The organism is Pontibacter diazotrophicus (assembly GCF_003367245.1).
In the GTDB taxonomy this organism is placed as follows: Bacteria; Bacteroidota; Bacteroidia; order Cytophagales; family Hymenobacteraceae; genus Pontibacter; species Pontibacter diazotrophicus.
Genome location: NZ_QRGR01000009.1, coordinates 98,814 through 123,163, shown reverse-complemented (window position 1 = coordinate 123,163; position 24,350 = coordinate 98,814). Strand labels below are relative to the sequence as shown.

Here is a 24,350-nt window from a genome sequence, read left to right as displayed (position 1 = left end):
CCGCAAAAGAATCTATGATGTTACCTAAACCCTTTCTTTTCTGCCTCCGGCAGTACGTTCTCTCTTTCCTGTGCTCCTGCCTGCTGTTGGCTTGCAGTACCCCAAAACATACACCAGTTGCCTCTGCCCCGTATGGGCCGGCTGAAATCAAACGACAGGTGCTGGAGTCGGAGGTGCTGAAGCAGCGTTTTGTAGGTTTTGCATTATACGATCCGGAATTGGGGCAGATGGTGGTGGAGCACAACGCGGACAAATTCTTTGTACCCGCCTCTAACACGAAACTCTTTACCTTCTACGCCTGCCTTAAAATGCTGGGAGACTCTATCCCGGCACTAAAGTATGCGGTGCGGGGCGACTCGCTGCTGTTCTGGGGGACCGGTGACCCTACCTTCACCCACATGGATGTAAAGAACACCATCGCGTATGATTTTCTGAAGAACCGGCCTGAGAAACTGTTTTACATAGAGGCGCCATTTGCCAGTACGCCCTTCGCAGTTAACTGGGGCTGGGATGACTATAACTATTACTACCAGCCGGAGCGGAGCGTGTTTCCCATACACGGCAACATTATCAAGTTTGCCAGGAAAGAAGCAAACCCTTATACCACTGCTCCTGCATGGTTTGAGCCGCTCGTGAAAGCAGATACTGTAGGCGTTTCGCGGAGCGGTGCTTTTGTGCGGGAGTTGCGCACAAACGACCTCACATTTTACCCGAAAGCCACCAAGGATGATTTCTCAGTAGAAGTACCTTTTATCACCTCGCCTGAAATGACAGTGCAACTGCTGGCAGATACCCTGAAGCGCCCCGTGGAGTGGCTGAAGCGGCCTGTGCCGCAAGATGCGCAGACGCTATACGGTTTGCCTGCCGACACAGTTTACAGGCGCATGCTGAAGGTGAGTGATAACCTGCTGGCAGAGCAGCTCATGGCACTATGCTCCGGTACTATCTCCGATACCTTATCGGTGGAGCGCGGCATTGCGTATGCGCTGGAGACGTTTCTGGCTGATTTGCCGGATAAACCGGTGTGGGTGGATGGTTCGGGTTTATCTACCATGAACTTGTTTACCCCGCGCAGCATTATTGCCCTGCTGCAAAAGCTGCGGCAGGAGCGGCCTGACGATCGTTTGTTGCCCCTTTTAGCTACCGGAGGCCAATTAGGGACCTTCCGCAATATCTATAAAGCAGATGTTCCTTATGTGTTCGGTAAGTCGGGCACACTGTCGCATGTGCACAACCAGAGCGGCTACATCTTCACCAAAAGCGGGAAAATGCTGCTCTTCAGTTTCATGAATAACAATTATGCTGTTTCAACTTCCGAAATTCGTGAAGAAATGGTGCGCATTATGACGGAAGTGCATGAGAGGTATTGATAGAATTTTTGTGCTTCCTGGTATGCTTTGTGCTGTTCCTTTTGCTGTTCCAAGCAAAGATTTTTAGCTGTTTCGGACATCTTTGTCCGGAACTTTACCTGAAGCGGACTTCCTAGTCCGCGTTAGTAGTAGCCTGCGTGTAGTACAGGGAAACAGATATCTTCAGCAGATTACATCCGAATAGGATGTCAGGATGATTATGGAAGTTATGTTGGAGCACGGGGATTAGGAAATCCCCTTCAGGTAGCTTTCGGACAAAGATGTCCGAAAGAGCAAGTGTGTCCGAAAGAGCAAGTAGAGCAGCTAATGACATCCTGAGAGTTTATTCAGCTATAGCCTCCCTAAAAGCGGCTTTCCCTGGCCAATTATAAGTTAAATACAGGCCTGATGTGGCAGATATAAATAAAAGTGCATATTTTCCCTATCTCAAACAGAACTATGATGAAACTGACCATTCGTAATTTCAATCTCCCGCTCAAACACACCTTCACCATCTCCTACGACTCACGTGATGTGCAGGAAACCCTGATTGTGGAGTTGCAGCAGGGGCAGCATAAAGGGTATGGCGAAGCCACCAGTAATCCTTACTACGGCTTCACAATTGAGAACATGACCCAGGCCCTGGAGAATATCAGGGAGCAGATAGAAGCAGCAGAACTTACCAGCCCGGAGGAATTCTGGGCGCAGATGCAGCCCTTGCTGTCGGATAATCCCTTTGCGCTCTGTGCCCTCGATATGGCTGCGAATGATCTTTTCGGCAAAATGCACGGCAAACCTTTGTACCAGTTGTGGGGCCTGGAGGCGAACCAGCTGCCGCTGACTGATTATACCATCGGCATTGATACCATCGAGAACATGGTGAAAAAGCTGAAGGAATGTCCGTGGCCGCTCTATAAAATAAAACTGGGCACTCCGGACGATGTTGCCATAGTGAAAGAACTGCGCAAGCATACGGACGCCGTTTTTAGGGTAGATGCCAACTGTGCGTGGGGTGTGGCAGAAACAATTGAAAACTCGCATCAGCTGAAGGAGCTGGGCGTAGAGTTCATAGAGCAACCAATGAAGGCCGACGATATGGAAGGCATGAAAGAAGTATACCAGCACTCTGCGTTGCCGCTTATTGCCGACGAAAGCTGCATTACCGAAGCCGATGTAAAGAAGTGCCACGGTCATTTCCATGGGGTGAATGTGAAGCTGGTAAAATGCGGCGGACTGACACCCGCCCGCCGGATGATTGCTGAAGCCAAAGAACTGGGCATGAAGGTAATGGTCGGCTGCATGACAGAGTCCACAGTCGGTATATCGGCCATTGCACAGCTTTTGCCGCTGCTTGATTATGTGGATATGGACGGTGCACTGTTATTGCGAGAGGACATTGCCTCGGGTGTGACCATCGACTACGGCAAAGTAAGCTACAGCACCGAAAACGGAACCGGAACCACCCTGCTTGCCTGATGTCTGAACCTGATCATGTACATACTGACCAGCTACCGGGACGCACGCTAATGGTAGACGGAGCCGAATACCTGTATTACAGCGGCACTTCTTACCTCGGCATCTCCTGCAACGAGGCATTCCGGCAGTGCCTGGTGGAAGGGATGCGGCAGTATGGCACCAATTACTCCAGTTCCCGCCGTTCAAATCTTCGGCTGAAGGTGTACGAAGAGGCGGAAAGCTATCTGGCGGCATATACCGGGGCGGAAGCAGCTCTAACCATGTCCTCCGGCTTTCTGGCAGGCCAGACGCTGGTACAGACACTGCAGGGCAGCGGGCGATTCCTGTATGCCCCCGGTACGCATCCGGCGGTATGGCGCAGCCCGAAAGATGCGCCAAATACAACTCATGAGTTTGAGGAGTGGGTGGATTGGCTGCTACAGGAGGTGCTGGCTATGCCGGAGCATCACATTGTGCTTGTCTGTAATTCACTTGATCCCCTGCAGGCCCGGAACTACTCCTTCAACTGGTTAACTTCTCTACCTCCGGAAAAGCAGTTTACCCTCATCATCGACGACTCCCATGGGTTTGGCGTAACCGGAGCGGGTGGAGCCGGCATATACAGCCAACTGCCACAAATGCCGCACGTGCGTCTGATAGTGGTAAGTTCTTTCGGGAAAGCCTTTGGTATTCCGGCCGGCGTTATTCTGGGAGAAAGGCAGTTGATAGCAGCTTTGACGGCGAGCCCCTACTTTGGTGGAGCCTCGCCTGCTGTGCCATCCTACCTTTTCGCCTTCAACCATTGCGAGGAAGTTTTCGCGGAGGCCCGGCAAAAGTTATTCTACAATATTGCTTATTTCCGGGAAAGGCTCGAGCGGCCTGAAATGTTTAACTTCTTTGACCATTATCCTGTCTTTAGCACGCACAGAGAAGATCTCTGCGCATACCTGCAGCACCACCACGTGCTCATTTCCAGCTTCCGCTATCCGACGCCCGCTCATGAACCTATTACGCGCGTTATTTTGAACAGCCTGCATACAAGCCAAGATCTGCAGCGCCTGACGGACCTGATCAACGATTTTAGTTCTGCACCCACATAGGCCGGAACAGGTTTTTATCCAACAACAGTACCTTCTGCGCTTAAAGCTCAGGAATTCTTTTATTTTTCTGATACTAGAACTTTATGGAGCAAGTCTCTGAACAAACACCTCTTATCACCAACGATGCCGTTGTATTGGGCATCTTAGTATTGATTCTGGCTTTCGTTTTCAAAACATCTTCCAGCAAGCATCCTTTTTTCAGGAAGTTCTATTCCGTAGTACCCTCTGTATTGATGTGTTACCTGCTTCCGAGCCTTCTAAACTCTTTCGGAGTGATATCCGGGGAGCAGTCGGGGCTGTATCATGTCGCTTCGCGCTACCTGCTGCCAGCCAGTTTGGTGTTGTTCACCGTCAGTCTTGATCTGAAAGAAATCTGGAAACTGCGGCACAAGGCTGGCGTCATGTTTATTACCGGCACCTTCGGTATTCTGATTGGTGGCCCGCTGGCTATACTGATTGTATCTTCCTTTGCCCCTGAAATAGTGGGAGGAGCCGGACCCAACGCAGTATGGCGAGGCTTAGCCACCATTGCCGGCAGCTGGATTGGAGGCGGCGCCAACCAACTGGCGATGTTTGAAGTGTTCCAGCCCGACCCAAACCTCTTTTCTGCTATGATTGCGGTGGATGTGATTGTGGGAAATATATGGCTGGCAGTGCTGCTGTTCGGAGCTGGTAAGGCAGAGAAGCTAGACAAATTTTTTAGAGCGGATAGTACCGCTGTAAACGAACTTCAGGAAAAAGTGGAGAAGTACAGGCTCAGCATTATGCGGATCCCAACTATGCCTGATACCATGCTGGTCATAGGAGTGGGTTTAGGCATTACGGGTATCTCCCATTTTTTTGCCGATATCATTGCCCCCTGGATTGAAACCAACGCGCCTTACCTGGAGCAGTTCAGCCTTACCTCCGGCTTTTTCTGGCTGGTGGTTATCGCCACCACGCTTGGCGTGCTGCTGTCTTTTACCAAAGCCCGTGAGTTGGAAGGAGTAGGTGCCTCGCGTATTGGTTCTGTTTTCCTGTACTTGTTAGTGGCCACCATTGGTATGCAAATGGACATTACTGCTATTGTGAGCCAGCCTGGCCTGTTCCTGATCGGCTTTATCTGGGTTATCATCCATTTAATTTTGTTGGTCATCGTCGGAAGGCTTATCAAAGCCCCTTTCTTTTTCCTGGCGGTGGGAAGTGAGGCGAACATTGGCGGAGCGGCATCTGCGCCCATCATTGCCAGTGCTTTTCATCCTGCGCTGGCCCCGGTTGGTGTGCTCTTGGCTATTTTCGGCTATGCCATCGGAACGTATGCCGCCTATATTTGTGGTATTCTGATGCAGATGGTGGCCCCATAAAGAAAGAATGAACTGCATACCCTGCATAATTCGTTAAAGTATTATATCAAACCCCTTGTTTCATGCGAAAGAGCCCGTTTTTACTTCTGTTATGCTTTCTGATGTCATGTGCTGCAGGCAATACCACGCTGCAAACATCTGCTCCGGAGGCTACTGCCTTACAGCCTCATGTGGATGCCGTACGCCAGCAGTATGCGCCTGACAAACGTGTAGCGCTGTTCCAGGTGGAACAGCATGGCAATGTGCTTCGTGGCGAAACCAACATACCCGAGGCGAAAGCGACGCTGCTGAAGCAGCTACAGGAAGCTAATTTGCCCTATGTGGATAGCATACAGGTGTTGCCCGAAGCAGAATTGGGAGGGGAGCAACAGGCTATTGTCACCATTTCGGTAGCCAACCTGCGCTCACAGCCGAAGCATTCAGCAGAACTGGCCACACAGGCCACGATGGGTACCCCGCTTCAGGTCTGGAAAAAGGAGGGGAGCTGGTATTTGGTGCAGACGCCGGATAAGTACTTGGCTTGGGTAGATGAAGGAGGGATTACGCTCATGAACAGCAGTAACTTCAGTAACTGGCAACAAGGTAATAAACTACTCTATACAAACCCTTATGGGTTTGCCTATGCCGCGCCAGATGCTGCAGGAGCTACCGTTTCTGACCTGGTATATGGTGATGTGATGCTGTTAGAGGAGCAGGCACAGGATTTTTACGAGGTTTCCTTCCCGGACGGGCGCACAGGGTATGTGCCTGCTAGCACTGCCATCAGGTATAAAGATTGGGTAGCCAGCCGCCAGCCAACGGAGGAGAACCTGGTACAGACAAGCAAGGGACTTCTCGGGCTGCCCTACCTGTGGGGCGGTACCTCCTTTAAAGGTGTAGACTGCAGCGGTTTTACAAAGACAGTATATTTCATGAATGGGTTGGTGTTGCCGCGCGACGCTTCGCAGCAGGTACACCTGGGAGAACTGGTAGATACCTCAGAAGGCTGGCAGAATATGCGCCCGGGCGATTTACTTTTCTTTGGTATACCTGCCAAAGACGGCAAGCCAGAGCGCGTGGTGCACGTAGGCATGTGGATTGGCGGCGATCAGGAGTTTATTCATTCATCCGGAAAAGTGCGTGTTAGCAGTATGAATCCAGCTTCTCAGAATTTTGAGGCGAGTGAACTGAAGCGCTTCCTGCGGGCAAAGCGCATTTCTCCACAGGAAACACTGGATTTACGCACCGCTTCGCTCTACGAGTAGGCTTGTTTAAGTTTTTCTGTTCTTTCATCCAGCAACGGATCTTGTGGCCCACTTGTAAGTAATGCACAAGATCCTTTACAGGGTGACAGGGACAAGTAACAGTTTTTTTCTACCTCTCTTCCTGCTACAAAACACACAACATTCAGCTTACACAAGCGAGTCTGGAGACTCGCACCCACTGCACGTCACGGGATAGATTCCCGCGCCAGGTCAGGCCTCATTACATCAAGTATCGCTTTCTTAATGAAAGAACAGATAAGCTATAAAGATGGCGGCAATTACGCCCGCTAAGTCTGCCACAAGCCCGCAGGTAAGCGCATATCTCGTTTTCCGGACACCTACTGAGCCAAAATACACCGCCAGCACATAGAAGGTAGTTTCCGTAGAGCCCTGGATAGAAGCAGCCAGTCGACCCACAAAAGAATCTACGCCGTAGGTATTCATGGCTTCCACCATCATACCCCGGGCTCCGCTGCCACTCAAAGGTTTCATAAAGGCAACCGGTAAAGCTGGAACAAAATCAGTATCAAAGCCTGCTGCGGCAATAAGAAATCCCAGGCCATCTACTAACATATCCAGTGCGCCGGAGGCTCTGAATACCCCTATGGCCACCAGAATGGCTACTAAGTAAGGAATGATGGTGATGGCAACCGAAAAGCCTTCTTTAGCACCCTCAATAAAGGCCTCGTACACGTTTACTTTTCTGATTAAGGCCAGCGTGATAAAAGAAACAATGATGGAGAACAGAATCACATTACTGGCAACCATAGAAATAACGCTGATCTGCTCCTGTGGAATGGTGCTGAAATAGTAGATAAGCCCACCAATCAACAACAACAAGGTGCCCAGGTAAGCCAGAATAACGGGGTTAAACAGGTTGATGCGCTGGTAAAGCGCCACAGCTATCAAACCTGTCATGGTAGAGAAGAAGGTGGCCAGCAGAATAGGGATAAAAATATCAGAAGGATCGGCAGCACCCAACTGTGCCCGGAACACCATAATGCTGATAGGGATGATCGTCAGGCCAGAGGTATTCAGCACCAGGAACATAATTTGGGGGTTGGAAGCAGTATCTTCACTGGGGTTCAGCTCCTGCATTTCCTTCATGGCTTTCAGGCCAAGTGGCGTGGCGGCATTGTCCAGGCCCAGCATATTGGCGGAGAAGTTCATCAGGATAGAACCAAACACCGGGTGGTTTTTGGGGATCTCAGGAAACAGGCGGTTAAAAAACGGGCCTACTATCTTCGCAAAAATGGCGATGATGCCTCCGCGCTCTCCCACCTTCATCAACCCCAGCCAGAGTGTCATAACGCCCGTGAGGCCGAGCGAGATTTCAAAACCAAGTTTGGCATTGTCGAACGTGCTGGTGACAAGCTCCTGGAAAATAGTGGTGTTCTGGAAAAAGATAAGCTGAAATAAAGCAATGCAGAAAGCAATCAGGAAGAAACTTGCCCACAGATAATTAAGAACCATGCAATTTTAGATCGGTATGGAATGAGCGTGTAAGTTACAAAGCCATCCATCATAAAAAAACCACTGGCATTATAAGTATAGCCAGTGGTTGATATAGTTTTTATCAAGCGTATGTTTCACCTCGTGTCAGGTGAAAGGCGATGCTATAAAACTTCTTAATTATAGCACCAGGCCATGGAAGAGAGCGGGTTTATCACCTTGCAGGTTATATACAAAGCCATTCACAATAGCATATTTTACTTTTCCATCTGCACCTTTTAGTACAAAATTAGCACCGCCTTCCAGGCGAAGTGTATGGTTGAGCTTGCTGTTCAGGGTTGTTACATTCAGTGGTAAGTCAGAAGGAGTAATATTGGGGGAAGAAAGCTTCTCTATCCGGACAGTGGTATAACCTTCTGCCAGCAATTCCCGGCTACGCTCCGGTGTCAGGGCTGCAATGCTTTTGAAGTGTTTGCTGTATACCTTTCCCGGCACCAGCGTCAAGCCCTCTCCATTTAGTTCTTCATAGCCGTAGAAAACGCTCATATCCCCGATTTCCTGCACACTGCTGCGGTGGTAGAAGCCTTTGTCGTTAGGAGAAGGCACCTCATCGCGGATGATCCCGAAGTCCAGGAGAATGTTCCTGTCATTGTCTCCATAGCGCACATTCCGCACCACCACGTCGTACAGGTAGCGCTCGTTTTCCGGTATCTTATAATAATCTTCTAAGGCATAGTTGGTATAGCCGTTTTCCGCGATCAGGTGCAGCGCGGAAACGATAGAAGCAAAATTGAGCTGGCGAATGAGCTGTTTTTCCGGGTCGTCCTGATACCCGCCGGATTCTATCAGGATAACACTGGTTCCCCATTTCTGGATATTATCACCGAAGGCCCGTGGCTCGTGCTCATCAGAGTACTTGGCCACCTGCTCCGGAATCAGTTGCTGCAGCGCTTCGTTCATGCCCACAATGGTGCGCATGGCCCGATCGCGTACGGTGTTTACAGTTTGGGCATGGTCAAAAGCGGGAGCCAGAAACGAAATGGTAGCGGGTTTGGAGGTGGTGCCAACCGTGTAGTGGCGGCTCTGGTCGTGCAGGTTAAACCCGAACTCCGGGTTCAGGCTGTCGCGCAGGCTTTTGAGCAACTGCGCTTCCGGACTCTGTAAGCGCAGTGCATCCCGGTTCAGATCCAGTTGCAGTGCGTTTCGGCGCTTAAACTGCTCTGCCCCGTCCGGGTTCAGCATAGGCACGATGTAAAGTGTCATATTCTGCAGAATCTGCTGCCGGATTGGGTCTAGTTGGTCGGACTGCTGCAGAAAATTGAAAAGATCGAACAGCGCCATGGTAGCGGTGGACTCATCACCGTGCATCTGGGACCAGAGCATAACCTTGGTTTTTCCTGTGCCGGCTTTCACCAGGTACAGATCACGCTGTTCCACTGATTTGCCAACTGTCTGCACCTCAAACAGCGGGTGCTGCTTCAGTTGCTCCAGAAGCGGCACAATATCCTGGTGCTTAAACCGCCGGTTCTGTATAGCGGGTTCTTTGTAAGTGGAATGCTGTTTGAAAGCTTGCTGCGCTACTTCAGCACTGGACATTGTCTGGCACTGCGCTTCGAAAAGTGTCATGAACAGGAGTAAGAAAATTTGAAGTCTTTGCATCGGGCCACAGGTTTTTAAATGGCTCTATTTTACGACAAGTTAATAAAGATGCCTGGTTAACGCAGCAGCAACACAAATCTTTTATATGTACGGGGTATGTGTGGGTAAAGCAGGCGCTAGTCCTGCCTCGTGGTTGCTGGTTTTTATGTGCGTATGGCAATGGCGTGAAAGTGCGCGGGCATTGCTGAAACTGCAGGAAGCGTGGCGCTTATGCTGAAAGGAAGAAAGGTTATGGCGGGAAGAGGAAGGATTCAGGCCACCACAGCCTCTGAAATATCTATCATCTGCAGGTAAGGGTCCAAAAAAGCCGCACTGCTAAAACCATTGGTATGGGCTATTTCACCGGCTACAGGACTATACCATACTTCAACAAAGAAGCTTCCCATGTGGTATAGCGCAACATAATGGTCTGCCTCTGACCGGATTGCCAGGAAAGAGCCATATACCCAGACTGCTTCTGCTCTTACGTCTGAGGTCAGGATTTGAAAGTCATTTAGGTCCATGACAGCGATTTACTTTTAGTGCCAATAAGATAAAGGTCAAAAAGCTACTTTAAACTAAAAAATGTATGCTATTATGAAAACATTAATTTGTATTACTAGAAGCGGTAAGCTGTTTGAACCTAGCTCGGAAGGAGGAGAGCCTGAGGGCTGAAAATTCAACTCACTATCGTTAAGGTCTAGGGTGTAAGGGTTTTACGTATGTTTATATAAAAAGTTGAATATTCTTTATTCTTTGGAATCGACAAGCAATTTTCTCTACATATTCCTTAGGTGAAGCTATATCACCGGGTCAGTATGAGCCCCGTTCCTCAGCTGCTGAAAAAGCTATACTGTAAATAAATTTTCACTGCTTTTGCTTCTCATAAACTCTTGCTTCTTGGCTACTCAACATGTATGGAGGGAACATGTTGCTTAGCCAAGAAGTATAAGTTTCGATAACCAATAGGTATACATGGCTCGGAAAAATATAAAATGGATTTTGGGGACCTTGGCAGCGGGTACAACTGGCTTGCTGCTACTGGACGCTATCATCCTGGAGAAGTACTTTTTTAAAGTGAAGGTGTTTGATATCGGGAATAAGAGGAGCAGTAAAAAGCTAAAGCTTGTCCTGCTGACGGATTTGCACATCAGGCAAATTTTACTTCCTCAGTATCACAGGTTGGCGGTAAAGGTAAACAAACTCCAGCCAGACCTTATTCTAATTACGGGCGACATGCTTGACTCCACCGGTAAGGTGGAGGCTATGGATGAATTTTTAGGTCTGCTCCATCGGCATATAAAGAAAGTGGCTATTCCCGGGAACAACGACTACAAGGCGGACAGGAGCCTGCAGCATGTAAAGGCAGCCTACGAAAAGCATCAGGTTGATTTACTGGTAAACGAATCAAAAGCATACACTATCCAAAACACCCGTATCATGGTGACGGGTTTAGACGATTTTATTGAAGGGAAAAGCCATTTTAAAGCTGCCGTGAAAGATATAGGACGTGAAGAGCATCACTTGCTGCTTATTCATAGTCCGCTCCAGCAGGAAGCGGTTAAAGAGAAGATGGCGGAGATAAATAAGGAACGCAGCGTTTCTGAGCAGCTGAATATCCGCTATATCTTTGCAGGGCATACACACGGCGGACAGATAAGGCTACCGGGGTATGTGCCGGTGTTACCCGGCATGTCTGGTGACTATGTAAATGGCTGGTATAACGCCAGCGCGCCTTACCTCTATGTATCAAAAGGCTTTGGTACGTCTACTATTCCTTTGCGCTTTGATGCAAGGTCGGAAATAATCCTTTTTAACTATCATGTTTAAACTGGTGACAGTTTCCTAAGATTTTCCCGTGGAACGAATGAAGCGCATAAAAAAATAATCTACTGATAATAAGCGCTGCAGCAGGTTGAATAACAGGCTGAATTGTGGTTACTTTGTAGCCTTATGCAATTGTCTATCACATCATTGAATTCCGGGAGCAACGGGAACTGCTATTATATCGGGAACGGGAGAGAGGCTATTTTAGTGGATGCGGGAATTTCCTGCCGCGAAACAGAAAAGCGGATGAAGCGCCTGGGGCTGTCTATGAGTAAAGTGAAGGCAATATTCGTTTCGCACGAGCACTCCGATCACATCAAAGGCATTCCGGTGATGGCGAAGAAATACCAGCTGCCGGTTTACATCACCCCCGGTACACTGCAAGGGTGCAGGCTTGATTTCAGTGGAGTTTCTATACAGTATTTTCAGGCACACGAGCCGGTGCAGATAGGTAAAATCTCTGTTACAGCTTTCCCTAAATACCACGACGCCGCAGACCCGCACAGTTTTGTGGTGGATTGCCAGGGTATAAAGATTGGCGTATTTACGGATATTGGGGCACCCTGCGATCAGCTCATTTCTCATTTCGGGCAGTGCCATGCGGCCTTTCTGGAAGCCAACTATGATGACGAGCTGCTGGACCGGGGGCATTACCCCTACTACTTGAAGAACCGCATCAGGGGCGGGAGAGGGCATCTTTCCAACAGGCAGGCCCTAACGTTGTTTGCTGCCTACAAACCTTCTTTTATGAGCCATGTGCTGCTCTCTCACCTGTCAAAAGACAACAACTGCCCTAACCTGGTAAAGGAACTGTTTACCACACACGCCGATGGAACTGAGGTTATCGTGGCATCGCGCTTTGAGGAAACACCGGTTTACAATATTATATACGCTGAGGGTGCTCCTGCAAAAGCCGTAGTGAGCCATGGCAAACAAACCAGCTTATTTGATGACTTGCTGGTCTAAACACAGGAGCAGAGGCGTTGAATTACTTTATTGCTATTGTATTTCAGAAAAGCTTTAGTGAATACCAGGGGGCGGCTGAATAATATGCTCTAACTGCCTTGAACTAATTGTTCTTCCTGCACTGCTACTCTCGTTTTATTGCTATGGGGTATTTCTGTTGGTATCTCGGATGCCTTACTAAATAGCGGGGTAATTTCCAGAAGGTTTTCTTTTATATAATATAGCACGGCCCGTATGAAGAGAAGAACACCAGTCATTTCCAGAGATTCTTCGATGATAACACCTATATTATAAGCTACCTTTTGATACCCATCAGATAAAATATAACCTCCTATTGCCTCCATACCTGCTGCTCCAAACACAAAGATTACTCCCGAAATGATAAAGCGTACTTTTGTCTTGTTTGGAAGGTGAAGTACAAACTTTGAAAAAAACAAGATGCTTATAACGGCACAGCTTAGTATCAGAATGCTCGAACCTATGTGGAATTGTTCTGAAATATTAAATAAATCTAGTATAACACTGTCTACCAGAAGTTCATGAAGGCTTATACTTTCATCAATCGAGAGAAATAAAAAACCAAACGACAAAATACTCCAGTGCAGCCAGTATTTATCCTGAATGCTTCTTTTAAACTTGCTTACCAATGCTAACAAAGCGGATGCTATAAACAAATTAATAGTGGAAACATAGGTCGGTAGAGTCTGTTCGAAATCCATATTGAATTTCATCAGCAAACTATCTTCAGTGTTATTGCCGGTTGTATAAATATAAAAGCCTCTAACGAAAGCCATGAAAATGCACAGCCCTATCAGTGCACCTAAAAAGCGAGTAACAAAAGAGATGTTAACATTTAGATTGATTGCAAAATTTTTTCCCATATTCTCCATATAGTATCTTATGATAATATAAAATTAAGCTTTAGAAGTCACCGGAGTCTTAAAATGGTGATTCCCGAATGACACCGTATTGATGTACTACACACTAGCCTGCACTAGTTTTATTACTGTTTTAATTGAAGTATTTTTAAATTATAATGTATTTGCTGCTGAGTGTTTAAAAATAACCCACAAATCATTTGGCACAAAGAAACCTATCACTGTTGCGTTCAGTAAATGGTTTGTCGTGTATTGTTAAAGTAGATTGTTATTTCCGAACAATTAAATATAATAATGCTCTAATATTCGTGCAATCCTGCTACGAGATGCTTCTGCACCCTTTACTCTAAATGTTACTTGATTGTTATGATTTTGTAAAGGAAACAGTATACGATGGAAATAGAGGTAAAATAAAAACATGATGAAGGAAAATACGAAAGCTTTTCTGTTTGATTTAAACGGAACTATAATTGATGATATGCACTACCATGCCGAAGCCTGGCATCAGATACTGACAAAAGATTTAGGCGCTGATTTAACCTGGGATGAGGTGAAAGTGCAGATGTATGGGAAGAACCGTGAAGTGCTAAATCGTATTTTTGGCGAAGACCATTTCTCAGACGAAAAAGCGGATAAGTTATCTGTAAAAAAAGAAAAATATTACCAGGAGGCTTACAAACCGCACCTGAAGCTGATTAACGGCTTGCACAGTTTCTTAGCAGAGGCCGCTGCACATAACGTCAAAATGGCGATTGCATCAGCCGCCATTGCCGATAACATTGATTTTATTGTGGATAACCTGGACATCCGGCAGTATTTTGATGCCCTTGTTAGCGCGGATGATGTGGAAAATAGTAAGCCAGACCCGGAGACATTCCTGATTGCCGCTGAGAAACTGCAGTTTGATCCGGCAGATTGTATCGTGTTTGAGGATGCCCCAAAAGGAGTGGAGGCAGCGCAGAATGCAGGAATGAAATGTATTGTTATCACCACGGCCCATCCCAAAGAAGACTTTGAGCAGTACGATAATGTGATTGGTTATATCAAGGACTATGAGGATGCGCTAACCAAAAATTTCTTCCAGAAGCATACTGAAGCACCCCAAAAATGACCTGTCGCCGAAATCCATCCGGTGGCATACAGTAGGTGACGCATCTTCAGATTCGCTTCCTGTACTTGTGATGAAAGGTATAAAATAGAAAAAGCAGGCTGTTGTGCCTGCTTTTTCTATTTTCAGAGGTAAGTTTTTAACTCTTGTTCAATTGGTAGTACACCTCACTCCAGCGCAGTTCATTTTGCAACTGGCGCAGGCGTGTCTCCTTGTCAATTGACACACACTCTATACCAGCTATGTCAGCAAAGTCCTGGAGCTGCTCTACACTTAGGTTTTGACTGTAGCAGGTATGGTGCGCGCCTCCGGCCAGTATCCAGGCGGCACAGCCTGTTTTCATGTCCGGGTACGGTTTCCAGAGTACACGGGCCACCGGCAGGTTTGGCAGGTCGTGCTGCGGCTCTACGGCCTCTACTTCGTTCACGAGCAGACGGAAGCGGTTGCCCATATCCACAATAGAGGCATTCAGTGCCGGGCCACCAGCCACATTAAACACCAGGCGCACCGGGTCAGCTTTACCACCAATGCCCAGCGGATGCACCTCGCAGGAAGGCTTTCCGTTGGCAATAGACTCATCTATTTCCAGCATGTGCGAGCCCAGCACCAGTTGGTTGTTCGGGTCGAAGTGGTAAGTATAGTCTTCCATAAAAGCGTTACCGCCTTCCAGCCCGCTACCCATTACTTTCATGGCTCTAACTAACGCGGCCGTTTTCCAGTCGCCTTCGCCGGCAAAACCATAGCCCTGGCCCATCAGGCGCTGGGCTGCTATACCCGGAAGCTGCATCATGCCGTGCAGATCCTCAAAGGTGTCGGAGAAGCCTTTGAAATTACCATCCTCCAGGAACGTACGCAATCCAATTTCGATTCTGGCGGCATCCCTAAGGTTCTGGTATTGGTCTCCGCCTTTTCGCAGCGATTCCATCACCGCATAGCGCTCTTCATACTCCTGCGTCAGCGCATCCACGGACTGGTCGCTAATCTCATTGATTACCTTTACAAGGTCGCCGATGCCGTAAGTGTTCACAGAGAAGCCAAACTTCATCTCAGCCTCTACCTTGTCTCCCTCCGTTACAGCCACATAGCGCATGTTGTCGCCGAAGCGGGCAAACTTAGCACCCTGCCAGTCGTGCCAGCCACAGGCAACGCGGCTCCAGGCACTAATCTGCTCCCGCACGGAATCTTCTTCCCAATGCCCTACCACTACTTTGCGGTTGATGCGCATCCTGGATACCATAAATCCGAATTCGCGGTCGCCATGCGCGCTCTGATTCAGGTTCATGAAATCCATGTCAATGGAGTTCCACGGAATGTCGCGGTTAAACTGGGTATGCAGGTGCAGGAGCGGCTTCTTTAGAATCTTCAGTCCGCCAATCCACATTTTGGCAGGAGAGAAGGTATGCATCCAGGCCACAACACCCACACAGTTCTCCGCTACGTTCGCATCCTGGCAGATGCTGTATATCTCCTCCGTGGTTTTCACCACCGGTTTGAAAACAACCCTTACCGGAACCTGACCAGCCTGGTCTAAGCCATCAGCAATCTGCTGCGAGTGTTCTGCTACCTGGCGCAGGGTTTCTTCCCCATATAAATGCTGGCTGCCTGTTACAAACCAGATTTCGAATTTTTTAAGATCTATCATATGATTAAGTGTGCTTTATACAATAATTGATGAAGTTAAAAAGAAGGCGTTGCTACAGAAACGTGCAACGCCTTCTTAGGTTATCTGCTTAGTACCAGAAGAAGTAGTAAAGCAGGCCGATGATGAGTATGATACCGGCTGCGCCTATGTTAAACGGTGTGCCTGTATTGAACAGCACAGGGTCCGAAACAATGGCCTTTTTGTCGGCTACCGTCATTTTAGCATTGGTGTATAGAATAATGCCCAGCATGATGAAGAAAACACCCAGGAAGTAAGCAGACTCTATGCCTATGTAGCTGTACTCTCCGGCAAGAACCGCAGTTCCTATTAACGTGATAACGCCAAGTGCTAAGAAGAAGTAAGAGTAACCGGCAATCTTTCGCTGCCTTGCCGGCTCAGGAAGCGCTACGCTTACCTTGTGGCCCTTCTCCATGAAGGAGATAACTGAGGCGATAACGCAGAGGATGATAAACACATAGCCCATGCGCATCAGGAACGGCATATCAGGAGCTGTAATTTTGAAGAGGATACCAGCCGGAATGGTGGCAATCGCTGTCCAAAGAGCAGCATTAGGTGTAATCTGCGTCCAGAACAGTCCCATGCCAAACACCACCAGCACACCCGGATAAATGTAACCGGTGTACTCCTGTATGTACTGGAATACCTGGTCAAGGGAGCTTAACTGAGGAGCCACGGTCATGGCGATCAGGAGTGCAACAACTGCCACAATTCGTCCTGCTCTTACTAACTGGCGGCCTGTTGCATCCGGCTTAAAGTAAGGGCGGTAAATATCCATCGTGAAAATGGTAGAGGTACTGTTTACCATAGAAGCCAGCGAAGAAACGATGGCTGCGGCCAGTGCAGCAAAAGCAAGCCCCCTGATACCGGATGGTACGAAGTTCTTCAGTAACCACGGATAAGCCTGATCTGATTTCTGGATGCTACCTACTTCCTCTACAGTCGAGCCAAGAATAGCAGCAAGTTGTTCAGCAGGATATTCATTGATCAACACGTAAGCAGCGATACCCGGAATAACCACGATAAAAGGCATCAGAATCTTCAGGTAGCCGGCAAAGAGAAGACCTCTTTTTGCCTCGTTTATGCTTTTGGCAGCAAGACCTTTCTGGATGATGTACTGGTTAAAGCCCCAGTAGCCCAGGTTGGTAGCCCACATGGCCCCCACAATCACCGCTACACCCGGAAGGTCTTTAAAGGCGTCTCTTGTTCCTCCCTGTCCGTCTGGCACCATAATGTGCCCTTCCGGAACAATAAGGGTAAAGTGCTCGCGGGCACCTGTATAAAGATTGGCCAGACCGGCAAACATACCCTCTCCGTCTCCTACAGCGTCCAGTGCCAGGTAAGTAGTGAAAAGGCCACCGCCTATCAGCACCACCACCTGCACCACGTCTGTCCAGGCTACTGCCTCCAGACCTCCGTAGATAGAGTAAATACCAGAGAAAAGCAGCACTCCTATAATGCCGTAAACAAGCGGAATACCCATGATCTGCTCCAGTGCCAGGGCACCAAGGTAACTTACAGAAGTAAGGTTCACGAACACGTATACCAGCAGCCAGAAAACAGCGAAAGCCGTACTCACGCCACGATTAAAGCGCTCGTTCAGGAACTGCGGCATGGTGTAAATGCCCTTTTCGATGAAAACAGGCAGGAAATACTTTGCTACAATAATCAACGCAACGGCTGCTAACCACTCATAAGCGGAAATGGCCAGGCCGATGGCATAGCCGGAGCCGGAGGTTCCGATAAAGTGCTCAGCAGAAATGTTAGCGGCAATAAGAGAGGCACCCACTGCCCACCAGGTGAGTGATTTATCCGCCAGAAAGTATTCCTGGGCGGTTTTTTCAGTACCTTCTTTTGTCCTCGATACCCATAGTCCCATAAAGAGAATGACGATGGCGTACGCGACGAAAATTACATAATCAAGTGTAGAGAATCCGGCGGTCATTTAATGATGGTTTAGTTTAGAGCCCTCAATATAATGGAATTATATTTTTCAGGAATATACTTATGCTATATATTATGGAAGAAACCTTCTATTGGCCATAATAGGAGTCTGGCCCGTGCTTCCGCTCAAAGTGCTTTTTAATGAGCGAATCCTGTAGGCGCGGTACATCCCCCCGGATTTGCTCCGTCAGGTAAGCCATACGGGCCACCTCTTCCAGTACCGCACTGTTATACACTGCCTTTTTGGCCGTTTTACCCCAGGTAAAGGGCGCATGGTTCCCTACCAGCACCATTTCCACCTCTTCGTAACTCATCCCCTTCTCCTTCAGGTAATCCATTATCTGGAAACCTGTTTCATACTCATAGTTGCCCTGTATCATCTCGTCGCTCATGGGCGGGGCGCAGGGGATGTCTACTGTGTTATGGTCGGCGTGCGTGGTACCGTAAATCGGGATATCGCGCTGCGCCTGTGCCCAGGAAGTGGCATAGGTGGAGTGGGTATGCACAATACCGCCTATTTTATCCCAGTGCTTGTAAAGCACCGCGTGTGTTTTGGTGTCTGAAGAAGGGCGTAGGTTTCCCTCCACGGTATTGCCGTCAAAGTCTACTATCACCATGCTGTCTACGGTAAGGTCCTCGTAAGGGACGCCGCTTGGTTTGATGGCGAATACGCCCAGTTCTCTGTCTGCTGCGCTTACGTTTCCGAAGGTAAAGAGCACGAGCCCCAGCTTCGGCAGCTGCATGTTGGCCTCGTACGCTTCTTCCTGTATATGTCTGTACTTGCTCATAACTTAAGATGGGTTCTGTCTTACAACTTTTTCCTGCACATCGGTTGGCGCTGGCTTCTCAGGCACCGTCTCCTGCTCCACCAGGGCGCCGTGGGCTTGGTACTGGAGGTAGCGCTCCGCATAAATCTTTGTGCGCTCCGGGTTTGGATGATACTCCGCATCAAAGCCCTGCCCCATGGCAGCCATGGCATCCTCCACGCGCGGGTGAATTCCGGCAGCGGTGGCGGCAAACATAGCGGCGCCAATGGCACAGGTCTGTTCTGAACGGTGAATACGAATCGGCATGTCCATTACGTCGGCCATCATCTGCATGATGTAAGGCGACTTACGGGCCACACCGCCCATGCCAATCAGCCCTTTCACAGGAACTCCCTGCTCTTTAAAGCGGTCTACAATACTTTTCGCGCCAAAGCAGGTGGCCTCAACCAGGGCTCTGAACACGCGCGGTGCATCACTTCCAAGGCCTAAACCGAAAATAGCGCCTTTCAGCACTTGGTTGGCATCTGGGGTGCGGCGCCCATTAAACCAATCGATGGCGAACTCGCTTTCTTCCGTCAGTGGCAACTGCTCTGCCTGCCTGGTTAGCTCAGGAATTATTTTATCAGATATTTCCTGTACAAGTGCTTCGGCTGTTTCAGGGGATATAATTTGAGACTGGGAGAGAAGATTCTGCACCGGCCATAGCATTAGCTTCCTAAACCAGGCATAGGTGTCGCCGAAGGCAGATTGACCTGCTTCGAGGCCCATCATGCCCGGGATAACAGAACCTGGTACCTGGCCGCAGATGCCGCGCACTAATGTGTCTGCCACTTCTTCTATAGGGGCCACCAGCATGTCGCAGGTAGAGGTGCCCATTACTTTGCTGAGGTAGTACGGCTCAATCTGTCCGCCTACGGCTCCCATATGCGCGTCAAACGCTCCTACGCCCACCACTACGTCTGTAGAAAGCCCTAGTTTGTCTGCCCATTCTTGGCTCAAGTTGCCGGCAGGCTGGTCAGAAGGATAGGCATCTTTGAAAAGCCTGTCGGTGAAGCCTTGCAGCAGCGGGTCCAGGGAAGAAAAGAACTCCTCCGGCGGTAGCCCTTCGAACTCTTTTGCCCATAGGGCCTTGTGGCCGGCAGCACACACGCTGCGCTTCATCTGCATCACATCGTTTCCGCCCATCAGCAGGAAGGTCATCCAGTCGCAGTGCTCCACCCAGGAGTAGCAGGCAGCACGCACCTGCTCATCCACGCGCAGAATGTGCAGCAGTTTTGCCCAGAACCATTCTGAAGAATAGATACCGCCCACGTACTGCAGGTAATTGGCGTCGAATTTGGCGGCATGCTCATTGATTTGCTCCGCTTCCTTCACGGAGGTATGGTCCTTCCAGAGGACGAACATGGCGTTGGGGTTGCTTTTAAATTCCGGTAGCAACGCGAGGGGAGTACCCGTTTTATCTACGGCAACAGGAGTAGAGCCTGTGGTGTCGACAGAGATTCCCTTCACGGCAGAGGCCGGTACTTTGTCTCCGGCCTGGGCGAGGCAGTCTTTAATTGTCTGCTCCAGTCCTTCCACATAATCCAGTGGGTGCTGCCGGAACTGTTGCTTCTCAGCTATACAGTAATCCCCCTTTTTCCAGCGGGGATAATAATATACAGAGGAGGAAACTTCCTGCCCGTTCAGGGCATTTACGAGTACAGAGCGTACGGAGTCAGTGCCGTAGTCTACCCCGATAACATATTGGTCTTTATTCACGATGCCAGGTGTTAAGTTATAACTGTGTCAAATTAACACTTATTATTTGGAAATAAAAAATTGCGAAGTGATTCTATCAGCTGGTCTTTTATTAAGAAGTCAGGAATTTCTCCGGGTTAGGGATAAACTTCAGGAAGGCTTGAAAATCGTCCACGTACTTGTTCTGGTCCAGTTTATAATAGTAGGCTCCTTTCTTAGAGTTTTCTTTGTCTTTTTCCTGTTGCTTCACAAATAATCCGGTGGACAAAAGTTTACGGTTGAAGTTTCTTTTGTCAAAGTTTGTGTCGTAAAGCCCTTCATAAAGTGCCTGTAGTTGCGGGAAAGTAAACTTCTCGGGCAGGAGCTCAAACAGAATAGGGTGCAGGGCTGCTTTATAACGGAGCCTGTTTTTGGCCATTTCCACCATCTCGTCGTGGTCAAAGATAAGCTCAGGCATTTCATTTAAAGAGAACCACTCCGCATGATACTCTTTGCTCAGCTGCTTTTCATACTTCTGTATATCTACCAGAGCAAAGTAGGTAACAGCAATAGTTCGTTCCACCGGGTCGCGGTTAGGCTCTCCAAAGGTATGCAGCTGCTCCATGTACACATTTTCCAGGCCTGTTAGCTGCTTCAGAATGCGGTCGGCGGCTTTTTTCAGGCTCTCATTAGGCTGAACAAAGCCACCCATCAGACTCCAGTGCTTTTTTTCTGGCGCAAAGCCTCGCTGTATAAGTAAGAGCTTGTAGTGCTCACCATCAAACCCAAAAATGATACAATCGACGGCAACCAATAGTCTCGTCTGGCCTAAGTATTTGATCATGTATAAACTTTTTGCCTAAATGATGCTTTGTGTGCACCAACAATTCGTGTTTAAGAAATTAATGACAATATAGTTATAAAGTTTACAAATGAAAACGGTAACCGGCTGCTTCTCCTGATAACATGTGTGAAAAAGACTCTTAATGGAATACAGCTGCGGGGTTCTATTCCTGTTCGGGCTGGTTTTCTCCTCCGGGCACAGAAGTCTTGCTGGCTAAGTTAGGAATTGTGTGTCTCTTTGTTGAAGTCCAACTAGCTTTCTGCCTTTGCCTTACAATAAAAATAAGTGAAGCTGGTTTGCTTTTTCAGGTTTGCCGGGAGGCCTGCTAAGGATGCCGCTGCTTTACAGTAAATATTGAAAAGTATATAAAGATGTATAAAACAAAGGCCGGTTTTTAATATCTATTTATAACTTTATAAATTCGACTTAATCAACACACCCAAAAACTGACATGAAAAAGACATCATTCAGAAGGCGTCTTCTGCTGCTGACGGCAGTGGGGAGCATCGGCGCCGGCAGCCTTGCGGGCTGCTCAGGCCAGGAAGCCACAGAAGACAACACAGAAATAACAGCCACAACAGACCAACAGCAAGAAATGGACATCAGACAGGAGCCCTTCGGCACAACACCTGAAGGAGAAGAAGCCACCCTCTACACCCTCACCAACGCGCAGGGCATGCAGGTGCAGATAACCAACTACGGGGCCACCATCACCTCGCTGCTCACCCCGGACAGAGAGGGTGAGTTGGGAGACGTGGTGCTGGGCTTCGACAGCCTTGCCGGCTACCACAGCCCGGAATATGTGAAGAGCGGCCCTTACTTCGGGGCCATTGTGGGGCGCTACGGCAACCGCATCGCCCAGGGCAGGTTCACACTCAATGGAGAGGAGTACCAACTGGCCACCAACAACGGCGAGCACCACCTGCACGGGGGCGACAAGGGCTTTGACAAGGTAATGTGGGAGGCAGAGCCCCTGCCGGGGCAGAACGCACTCAGGCTGACGTATGTGAGCCCGGACGGGGAGGAAGGCTACCCCGGCACGCTTACCAGCACCGTCACCTACACCCTCACAGACGACAACGAGATACGCATCGATTACCAGGCCACCACCGACAAGGCCACGCCGGTGAACCTGACCAACCACAGCTATTTCAACCTGGCGGCAGGCGAGGCAGAGGACGCGCTGGAGCACGTGGTGACGCTCAACGCAGACAAGTATACGGTGGTGGATGAGTCGCTTATTCCCACTGGCGAGCTGCGCGATGTGGAGGGCACGGTGATGGACTTCCGGGAGCCGCAGACAATAGGCGCGCGCGTGAACCAGGTGGAGGGCGGCGGCTACGACCACAACTACGTGCTGAACGGAGCGGAGGGAGAGCTCACAAAGGCAGCCACGGTGTATGAACCCACGAGCGGGCGTGTGATGGAGGTCTTCACCACAGAGCCGGGCATTCAGTTCTACTCCGGTAACTTCCTGGACGGCACCATCACCGGCAGCGGCAACCAAACCTACAAAAAGCACTACGGCTTTGCCCTGGAGACACAGCACTTCCCGGACTCTCCCAACCAGCCGGACTTTCCCTCCACTACCCTGGAGCCGGGGGAGACTTACGAGTCGACAACCGTCTACAAGTTTTCTGTAAGAGATAACGGAGAATAAAATTAAGCTACACAAAAAGGCTACCTGTAATAGGTGGCTTTTTTGTGTAGCAACCTCTGTTTTTTTATTCCTTCTTTGTCATCTGAGAACCTTATTCTCAAGGAGCTCCTTTGTATAGGTTTGAAACAATATTAGAAGCTGTCCGTTCATTGGCTCTATCTGGCAAACTGCGCTGTTTTAGATGGGTGTGGTAGCAGAATACAATTGTGAAGGTATCATTCTGGCAGGTAAGTGGCTGCAATGGTATGAGCTGTGTAAACAATTTAAATTTTCAGGGAACAGTGCATTCGAGTACGCTTCTTCTCCAAATTAAGAATATCTTTAAGTTCTGGAACATCACCTATAAAACATGAAAATCAAAAAAGCTGTCATCACCGCGGCTGCCCGTGGCGAGAGGTTATACCCTGTTGCCGATACCATTCAGAAAGCCATGCTTCCGATTATTGATATCGACGGGCTGCATAAACCGGTCATTCAAATTATTGCAGAAGAAGCCTTTTCCAGTGGTATTGAAGAGCTTTGTGTGATTTGTGCTCCGGGCGACGGGGAACGTTACATCAGCGCCTTTGCTTCTTTGCGGGATAACCTGGTAAAGTCTTTTAAAGGTGTGGATTGGGCGAAAGAGGAAGCTGAAAAAATAGACCAGTTGCTGAGCCGTATTCAGTTTGCAGAGCAGGAGGAGCCTTTAGGGTATGGGCATGCGGTATACTGCGCCCGCGATTTTGTAAACAACGAGCCTTTCCTGCTGCTTTTAGGTGATTACCTGTATGTGTCTAACCTGCTTCAGAAACGTTGTGCTGCGCAGCTGATAGAGCTTGCCTCACAGGAGAACTGTTCGGTGTCGGCCGTAAACCCAACCATCGAGCACCAGATAGGCCGCTACGGCACGCTTACCGGTAAACAGTTGCCCGGCAACGCAGGCGTTTACCAAATCGATAAAATTATAGAGAAACCCTCTCTGAGTGTGGCGGAACTGGAGTTGCAGACGCCCGGACTACGTGTAGGTTACTACCTGTGCTTTTTCGGGATGCACGTGTTTACGCCTGTTGTTTTCGATATACTGGAGAAGCACGTCGCCCGCGACGGCAGCAACATTCTGCTCACGCCAGCGCTGCAGGAACTTGCCGAAACGGATAAATACCTTGCCCAGGAAGTGAAAGGGAACCGCTACGACCTGAGCAAAAAGCTTGGCTGGCTGCAGGCGCAGATTGCACTGGGACTGGCAGGGCAGGCGCACGACGAGACACTGACTTCTATGGTGGATTTGCTTGCTGAAGCTAACAGCCGGAAGTCTAGTTAAGCTTTATTTAGAATTAACTGCGGATCAAATAACCCACCCCTACCCCTCCCTGGAGGGGTAGGGGTGGGTGAAAAGCTGGTTGTAATCAACTGATGAAAG

General features: G+C 49.0%; 19 protein-coding genes. 10 read left to right on the top strand and 9 right to left on the bottom strand.

What is annotated here, in order from left to right; genetic code table 11:
- The first annotated feature begins 14 nt into the window (after positions 1 to 14).
- The 5 genes from DXT99_RS09820 (at position 15) to DXT99_RS09795 (ending at position 6,491) form a co-directional block, all read left to right on the top strand.
- Positions 15 to 1,370 carry a D-alanyl-D-alanine carboxypeptidase gene (locus DXT99_RS09820; protein ID WP_246000623.1) on the top strand — a complete coding sequence of 452 codons (1,356 nt, stop codon included), beginning with the start codon at positions 15 to 17 and terminating at the stop codon, positions 1,368 to 1,370.
- 441 nt (positions 1,371 to 1,811) lie between these two features.
- Positions 1,812 to 2,825: a dipeptide epimerase gene (locus tag DXT99_RS09810; protein WP_115565463.1), complete on the top strand. Its 1,014-nt coding sequence runs from the start codon at positions 1,812 to 1,814 to the stop codon at positions 2,823 to 2,825.
- Positions 2,825 to 3,904 (top strand): aminotransferase class I/II-fold pyridoxal phosphate-dependent enzyme, encoded by a 1,080-nt coding sequence (locus DXT99_RS09805; protein WP_115565366.1) that lies wholly within the window; start codon positions 2,825 to 2,827, stop codon positions 3,902 to 3,904. The genes DXT99_RS09810 and DXT99_RS09805 overlap by 1 nt, the downstream gene beginning before the upstream one ends.
- Before the next feature lie 83 nt (positions 3,905 to 3,987).
- Positions 3,988 to 5,247: a DUF819 family protein gene (locus DXT99_RS09800; protein ID WP_115565365.1), complete on the top strand. Its 1,260-nt coding sequence runs from the start codon at positions 3,988 to 3,990 to the stop codon at positions 5,245 to 5,247.
- Between the two features lie 62 nt (positions 5,248 to 5,309).
- Positions 5,310 to 6,491: an SH3 domain-containing C40 family peptidase gene (locus DXT99_RS09795; protein ID WP_115565364.1), complete on the top strand. Its 1,182-nt coding sequence runs from the start codon at positions 5,310 to 5,312 to the stop codon at positions 6,489 to 6,491.
- Positions 6,492 to 6,731: 240 nt separating this feature from the next.
- Here DXT99_RS09795 and DXT99_RS09790 read toward each other — a convergent pair whose 3' ends face one another.
- From DXT99_RS09790 to DXT99_RS09780, 3 genes are all read right to left on the bottom strand, one after another.
- The gene (locus tag DXT99_RS09790; RefSeq protein ID WP_115565363.1) at positions 6,732 to 7,964 is read right to left on the bottom strand and encodes a nucleoside recognition domain-containing protein; all 1,233 of its coding nucleotides are present in this window, start codon (positions 7,962 to 7,964) and stop codon (positions 6,732 to 6,734) included.
- 159 nt (positions 7,965 to 8,123) lie between these two features.
- On the bottom strand, positions 8,124 to 9,602 hold the full coding sequence (locus DXT99_RS09785; protein ID WP_246000622.1) for a M14 family metallopeptidase: 1,479 nt from the start codon (positions 9,600 to 9,602) through the stop codon (positions 8,124 to 8,126).
- A 251-nt stretch (positions 9,603 to 9,853) separates the two neighbouring features.
- Entirely contained in the window at positions 9,854 to 10,105 is a 252-nt protein-coding gene (locus tag DXT99_RS09780) for a hypothetical protein (protein ID WP_115565361.1), read from the bottom strand.
- Positions 10,106 to 10,556: 451 nt separating this feature from the next.
- On the opposite strand from DXT99_RS09780, the gene DXT99_RS09775 reads away from it, so the two are divergent.
- Both DXT99_RS09775 and DXT99_RS09770 read left to right on the top strand, forming a co-directional pair.
- Positions 10,557 to 11,411: a metallophosphoesterase gene (locus DXT99_RS09775; protein ID WP_115565360.1), complete on the top strand. Its 855-nt coding sequence runs from the start codon at positions 10,557 to 10,559 to the stop codon at positions 11,409 to 11,411.
- A gap of 123 nt (positions 11,412 to 11,534) precedes the next feature.
- Positions 11,535 to 12,374, top strand: a complete 840-nt coding sequence (locus DXT99_RS09770) for an MBL fold metallo-hydrolase (protein ID WP_115565359.1) — start codon at positions 11,535 to 11,537, stop codon at positions 12,372 to 12,374.
- Between the two features lie 89 nt (positions 12,375 to 12,463).
- On the opposite strand, the gene DXT99_RS09765 is transcribed toward DXT99_RS09770, so the two are convergent.
- Entirely contained in the window at positions 12,464 to 13,264 is an 801-nt protein-coding gene (locus DXT99_RS09765; protein WP_115565358.1) for a hypothetical protein, read from the bottom strand.
- Positions 13,265 to 13,673: 409 nt separating this feature from the next.
- Between DXT99_RS09765 and DXT99_RS09760 the strand changes: the two genes are divergently transcribed.
- Positions 13,674 to 14,363: an HAD family hydrolase gene (locus tag DXT99_RS09760; RefSeq protein WP_115565462.1), complete on the top strand. Its 690-nt coding sequence runs from the start codon at positions 13,674 to 13,676 to the stop codon at positions 14,361 to 14,363.
- Positions 14,364 to 14,499: 136 nt separating this feature from the next.
- Here the strand turns inward: DXT99_RS09760 and araA are convergent, their stop codons facing one another.
- The 5 genes from araA to DXT99_RS09735 all read right to left on the bottom strand — a co-directional run bounded on the left by araA (position 14,500) and on the right by DXT99_RS09735 (position 21,291).
- Positions 14,500 to 16,002 carry an L-arabinose isomerase gene (gene araA, locus DXT99_RS09755; RefSeq protein ID WP_115565357.1) on the bottom strand — a complete coding sequence of 501 codons (1,503 nt, stop codon included), beginning with the start codon at positions 16,000 to 16,002 and terminating at the stop codon, positions 14,500 to 14,502.
- A gap of 88 nt (positions 16,003 to 16,090) precedes the next feature.
- The gene (locus DXT99_RS09750) at positions 16,091 to 17,965 is read right to left on the bottom strand and encodes a sodium/sugar symporter (protein ID WP_115565356.1); all 1,875 of its coding nucleotides are present in this window, start codon (positions 17,963 to 17,965) and stop codon (positions 16,091 to 16,093) included.
- Positions 17,966 to 18,053: 88 nt separating this feature from the next.
- Positions 18,054 to 18,752: an L-ribulose-5-phosphate 4-epimerase gene (locus DXT99_RS09745; RefSeq protein WP_115565355.1), complete on the bottom strand. Its 699-nt coding sequence runs from the start codon at positions 18,750 to 18,752 to the stop codon at positions 18,054 to 18,056.
- 3 nt (positions 18,753 to 18,755) lie between these two features.
- Positions 18,756 to 20,489 carry a ribulokinase gene (locus DXT99_RS09740; protein ID WP_115565354.1) on the bottom strand — a complete coding sequence of 578 codons (1,734 nt, stop codon included), beginning with the start codon at positions 20,487 to 20,489 and terminating at the stop codon, positions 18,756 to 18,758.
- A 91-nt stretch (positions 20,490 to 20,580) separates the two neighbouring features.
- Positions 20,581 to 21,291: an NUDIX hydrolase gene (locus tag DXT99_RS09735; RefSeq protein WP_115565353.1), complete on the bottom strand. Its 711-nt coding sequence runs from the start codon at positions 21,289 to 21,291 to the stop codon at positions 20,581 to 20,583.
- Between the two features lie 451 nt (positions 21,292 to 21,742).
- Here DXT99_RS09735 and DXT99_RS09730 point away from each other — a divergent pair, with 451 nt between their 5' ends.
- Positions 21,743 to 22,951 (top strand): aldose epimerase family protein, encoded by a 1,209-nt coding sequence (locus DXT99_RS09730; protein WP_115565352.1) that lies wholly within the window; start codon positions 21,743 to 21,745, stop codon positions 22,949 to 22,951.
- A gap of 349 nt (positions 22,952 to 23,300) precedes the next feature.
- Entirely contained in the window at positions 23,301 to 24,251 is a 951-nt protein-coding gene (locus DXT99_RS09725; protein WP_115565351.1) for a UTP--glucose-1-phosphate uridylyltransferase, read from the top strand.
- Positions 24,252 to 24,350 lie beyond the last annotated feature (99 nt).